The organism is Lentilactobacillus sp. (assembly GCF_040773105.1).
In the GTDB taxonomy this organism is placed as follows: Bacteria; Bacillota; Bacilli; order Lactobacillales; family Lactobacillaceae; genus Lentilactobacillus; species Lentilactobacillus parabuchneri.
Window position 1 is genome coordinate 1 of sequence record NZ_JAXGWW010000175.1, and the last position, 4,310, is coordinate 4,310.

At 43.7% G+C, this 4,310-nt stretch carries 6 protein-coding genes and 1 pseudogene; all 7 read left to right on the top strand.

From position 1 onward, the window contains the following. Positions 1-258, top strand: a pseudogene (locus tag AB3112_RS08715) (ribosome biogenesis GTPase YqeH); the annotation flags it as partial. Positions 259-273: 15 nt separating this feature from the next. Beyond that, positions 274-585, top strand: a complete 312-nt coding sequence (gene yhbY, locus AB3112_RS08720; RefSeq protein ID WP_057910430.1) for a ribosome assembly RNA-binding protein YhbY — start codon at positions 274-276, stop codon at positions 583-585. A gap of 12 nt (positions 586-597) precedes the next feature. Next, positions 598-1,230, top strand: coding sequence for a nicotinate-nucleotide adenylyltransferase (locus AB3112_RS08725; RefSeq protein WP_057910429.1), 633 nt, complete (start codon positions 598-600; stop codon positions 1,228-1,230). Beyond that, positions 1,220-1,831, top strand: coding sequence for a bis(5'-nucleosyl)-tetraphosphatase (symmetrical) YqeK (gene yqeK / locus AB3112_RS08730; protein WP_084975293.1), 612 nt, complete (start codon positions 1,220-1,222; stop codon positions 1,829-1,831). Before AB3112_RS08725 ends, yqeK begins: the two co-directional genes overlap by 11 nt. An 8-nt stretch (positions 1,832-1,839) precedes the next feature. After that, on the top strand, positions 1,840-2,196 hold the full coding sequence (gene rsfS / locus AB3112_RS08735) for a ribosome silencing factor (RefSeq protein WP_057910427.1): 357 nt from the start codon (positions 1,840-1,842) through the stop codon (positions 2,194-2,196). Further along, on the top strand, positions 2,196-2,948 hold the full coding sequence (locus AB3112_RS08740) for a class I SAM-dependent methyltransferase (RefSeq protein ID WP_367334307.1): 753 nt from the start codon (positions 2,196-2,198) through the stop codon (positions 2,946-2,948). Before rsfS ends, AB3112_RS08740 begins: the two co-directional genes overlap by 1 nt. A gap of 18 nt (positions 2,949-2,966) precedes the next feature. Further along, a complete protein-coding gene (locus AB3112_RS08745) occupies positions 2,967-4,106 on the top strand; it encodes a nucleotidyltransferase (RefSeq protein WP_084975297.1) in 1,140 nt (379 codons plus the stop codon). Positions 4,107-4,310 lie beyond the last annotated feature (204 nt).

Here is a 4,310-nt window from a genome sequence, read left to right on the forward strand (position 1 = left end):
AATAATTTGTTTATTCATCGCACCAAACTGGAAAACGCCGATGAGTTTTATGCAAGCCACGTTGGGTCGTTTTTAACCCCACCGATGGAAGATCAGACAGATGATTTCCCACCATTAGAGCCTCACGAGTTCAAGTCAACTGAAAAAAGCGACTTGGTGATCGAAGGCCTTGGTTGGGTTACCATTCCAGAAGGCGTATCGGTAACGGGTTGGGCACCAAAGGGCGTTTCAGTGTTGATTCGTCCCGCGATGATTTAAAATAAAGAGGTATATATGAAATTAACTGGAAAACAAAAGCGTTTCTTAAGAGCAAATGCCAACCGGTTGCGGCCAATTTTTGAAGTTGGTAAAAACGGTCTATCACCGGTTTGGCTCGAAGAAATCACCAAGGCGCTCGATAGTCGGGAATTAATTAAAGTGAATGTTCTGCAGAACTCGACGGCAACTGTGGCTGACATTAAGGATTATATTGAAGCCAAGAGTGATATCGCCGTTGTTCAAACAATTGGTAAGACTTTAGTCTTGTTCAAACCATCAAAAGATGAAAAGCATCAAGATTTATCAACGGAAGTATTTTCAATTTAGGGGTATTTTGAAATGGCGAATGTGGTCAATAATGTTGAAACACTTACACAGACAAAAACAGTTGTGAAACAAAAGGGAAAACGGATCGGTATTCTTGGTGGCACTTTTAATCCCGTTCATAACGGGCATTTAATTGTCGCCGACCAAGTTTTGGATCAGTTGGGATTGGATAAAGTTTACCTAATGCCTGACGCGAATCCGCCACACGTTGATCGTAAATTTGCGATCGATGCGAAGGACCGCGTTGCCATGATTAACTGCGCCATTCGCGACAATCCCAAGTTTGCAATTGAGATGACTGAAATCATGCGTGGTGGCGTCAGTTACTCGTATGACACAATGAAGCAATTAACCCAACAACATCCGGAAAACCAATACTATTTTATTATTGGCGGCGATATGGTGGCTTACCTACCTAAATGGCATCGGATTGATGAGTTGGTTAAGTTGGTGTCATTTGTCGGTGTTAAACGCGACGGCTATACACCTTCGTCAAAATATCCGGTTATCTGGGTCGACGTCCCCTATATCGACATCTCTTCTTCATTGATTAGATCGAAGTTGCGACAGCACCAGTCAATTAAATATTTGGTGCCGGCTTCCGTTGAACGTTATATAAAGGAGAACCATTTGTATGAAAAATAATCAACTCACGTATCATAATCAGATTGTCCCGTATAGCCGGGACGAACTTGTCGCCAAGCTCAAAAACGCCTTGACTGACAGCCGTTTCCAGCATGTGTTGCGAGTTGAACAAACCGCAATGGATTTAGCTGAGCGAAATGGCGTTGACGTTGAAAAGGCCAGTATTGGCGGCCTGGTTCATGATTATGCCAAACAGCGGCCGGATAAGGACTTTATTGAAGCAATTAAGACTTACCATTTGGACCCCGAATTGCTCAACTATGGTAATGCAATTTGGCACGGTGTTGTGGGATGGTTATTTGTCAAAACAGAATTGCAAATCACTGATATTGATATTCTCAACGCGGTCAGGTACCATACAGTAGGACATCAGTTTATGACGCCGCTGGAGCAGATTGTTTACATGGCAGATTACATTGAGCCGGGCCGGAATTTTCCCGGTGTTGATGAAGCCCGGAAAATAACGTTTGATAATTTACAGGCGGGCGTCGCGTATCAGACCAAACAGACGTTGAGCTATCTAGTTGCCCATAATAAGCCGGTCTTTCCGCAGACAATTGTTACTTATAACAGCTGGGTGCCCGGCTCAGGAATAGAATAGGAGTAAATATGAACAGTAAAGAAATCGCTGAACTCGTTGTTCGTGCTGCTGACAGCAAACACGCCAACGATATTGTCGTCCTTGACATGCAGGAAGTTAGCTTGATGGCTGACTATTTTGTGATTGCAGACGCCAATTCAAATCGACAGGTTAAAGCCATTGCCGATGAAGTTGTCGACCAGGTAGAAGCTGGCGATGTGAACGTTTATAGCGTGTCTGGCAAGGACTCAGCACGCTGGATTTTAATCGATCTTGGTGATGTGATCGTCCACATTTTCCAAAAAGATGTTCGCGACTTTTACAATTTGGAAAAGTTGTGGTCGGACGCACCACTCGTTAATATCGATTCATGGGTGGAAGCATAATGATATACACAGAATTCGCCAAATTTTATGATGATTTATTTGACGCAACTCTCTATGATCGTTGGGCTGATTACGTTGTCGAAAGTGCCCAACAAATGAACCAAGCACCATCCGACTTAAAAATTTTAGACCTCGCCTGTGGCACCGGCCGACTGGCTGTAAAACTTGCTAAGTTGGGCTTTCAAGTTACGGGAGCGGATCTATCCGAGGACATGTTAACAATTGCCGAACAGCGAACTCGTGAGGCAAATGTTGACGTGCCCTTTATTCAAACTGATATGCGTACTTTGGATGGATTGGATCAATACGATTTGATTACGTGTTTTGATGATTCACTCAATTATTTAATTGATGAAAATGACTTATCGGCCGCTTTTACTGTCGTAAACGACCATTTGAATCCAGAAGGTCTGTTCTTATTTGACATGATTACACCTTATCAAGTGATGGAAGTTTATCCCGGCTATATGTACAACTACCGAAGTGAAGATGCGGCATTCATGTGGACCAGCTATGAGGGCGACTTTGCCCCAATGGCAATCGAGCATGAACTAAACTTCTTCCAGTACAACGCCGATAAGGATGCTTATGACGCTTATAATGAAATTCATCAAGAGCGGGCTTATGATTGGCCGGATATCCATGACCGATTGATTGACGCTAAATTTTCGCTGGTCATTCCAAGGACCGATTTTGGCCACGGAAAATTCGAAACTCATACTAAACGCTGGTTCTTTAAAGCCAGTAAATGATTAAAAGGAAGTCACAAGATGTTGCAGGCAGTGGGGATCGTTTCAGAATATAATCCATTTCATAATGGGCATTTATATCTATTGAATCAGGCTAAGCAGGTGACTGGTGCCGATGTTTCGATTGCCATTATGAGCGGAAACTGGCTGCAGCGCGGTGAACCGGCTGCCTTTGATAAATGGCAACGAACTCGGGCTGCTCTCTTAAGTGGGGTGGATTTGGTGGTTGAACTGCCGGTGGTTGCAGCGATTCAGCCTTCCCATATTTTCTCAGCTGGTGCCGTCAATCTAGCGGCAACGTTGGGATGTCAATGGTTAGCCTTCGGTGCCGAAACGCCGGATATGGATTATCAACGGCTGATTTCAAATCAACCACAAAAAGATCCCAGCTTTAAGCAGTTTAACCGACCATACGCGTCAATTTTTCAGGATTATTTATTCAAAAAAACGGGAATCCGATTAAATCAACCAAACGACATTCTGGCATTTGGTTATGCCAATGCAAATGATGAAGCAGGTTCGCCCTTAAAGTTGGTGCCCATCAAACGGGTTGGTAGCCCACACGATGACCCTGAAATTAAGGCGGATAGTGCCTTTGCGAGTGCTTCTGCGATTCGAAGGGCAATTGCCAACCATTCACTTCAAACTGTTCAAGAAGTCGTTCCTAAGCCGTCCATGGCGATGATTAAGCAACAACCGATGTTGACTTGGGATGATTTTTGGCCTTGGTTAAGGTTTGAATTGGTTGAAAATCCTGTTAACCAACTTCATTCGATTTATCAAATGAGTGAGGGAATTGAGTTTCGCTTAAAACGGGCGGCAATCAAAGCCGAAAGTTTTACGGAATTTTTACATCTGGTCAAAACCAAGCGTTACACCTACACGCGCATCCAACGGCTATGCACATACGTGTTGCTCCATGCCAGCAGCCATGATATGCTTCAATCGGTGGGGGATGTTCGCGTGTTAGGCTTCGATGCCAAAGGGCGGGCATATTTGAGCCAGGTGAAGCATGACCTGACCCTGCCGTTGATTACAAAAGTCAACGATCAAACGGTGACTGATGATATCCAGATGGACTTTCGCTCAGGGATGTTAATTCAAATGATTACCGGCGTCTCTCAAGATTTTTATCGGCATCCGATAATCATTGAGAAATGAGCAACCGACTATCAAGGAAATTGCCTTGACAAGGCTATTTGTTGCCGGTATAATAAGTTTTGTTGCATTGGAGGAATTATATTGAAATGGTACTTTAGAGACTTGCAAAAGTACTCAGATACTGATCCTTTCACATTCAATGAAAAGCTTCAAGTTAAAGCTGAATTGTTGGATCGATACGCTGACGAAGTGATCGATGCGTCT

Coding starts and splice junctions, on each gene's coding strand:
- rsfS (WP_057910427.1), top strand. CDS start 1,840: ATGAACAGTAAAGAAATCGCTGAACTCGTTGTTCGTGCTGCTGACAGC.
- yhbY (WP_057910430.1), top strand. CDS start 274: ATGAAATTAACTGGAAAACAAAAGCGTTTCTTAAGAGCAAATGCCAAC.
- AB3112_RS08725 (WP_057910429.1), top strand. CDS start 598: ATGGCGAATGTGGTCAATAATGTTGAAACACTTACACAGACAAAAACA.
- AB3112_RS08740 (WP_367334307.1), top strand. CDS start 2,196: ATGATATACACAGAATTCGCCAAATTTTATGATGATTTATTTGACGCA.
- AB3112_RS08745 (WP_084975297.1), top strand. CDS start 2,967: ATGTTGCAGGCAGTGGGGATCGTTTCAGAATATAATCCATTTCATAAT.
- yqeK (WP_084975293.1), top strand. CDS start 1,220: ATGAAAAATAATCAACTCACGTATCATAATCAGATTGTCCCGTATAGC.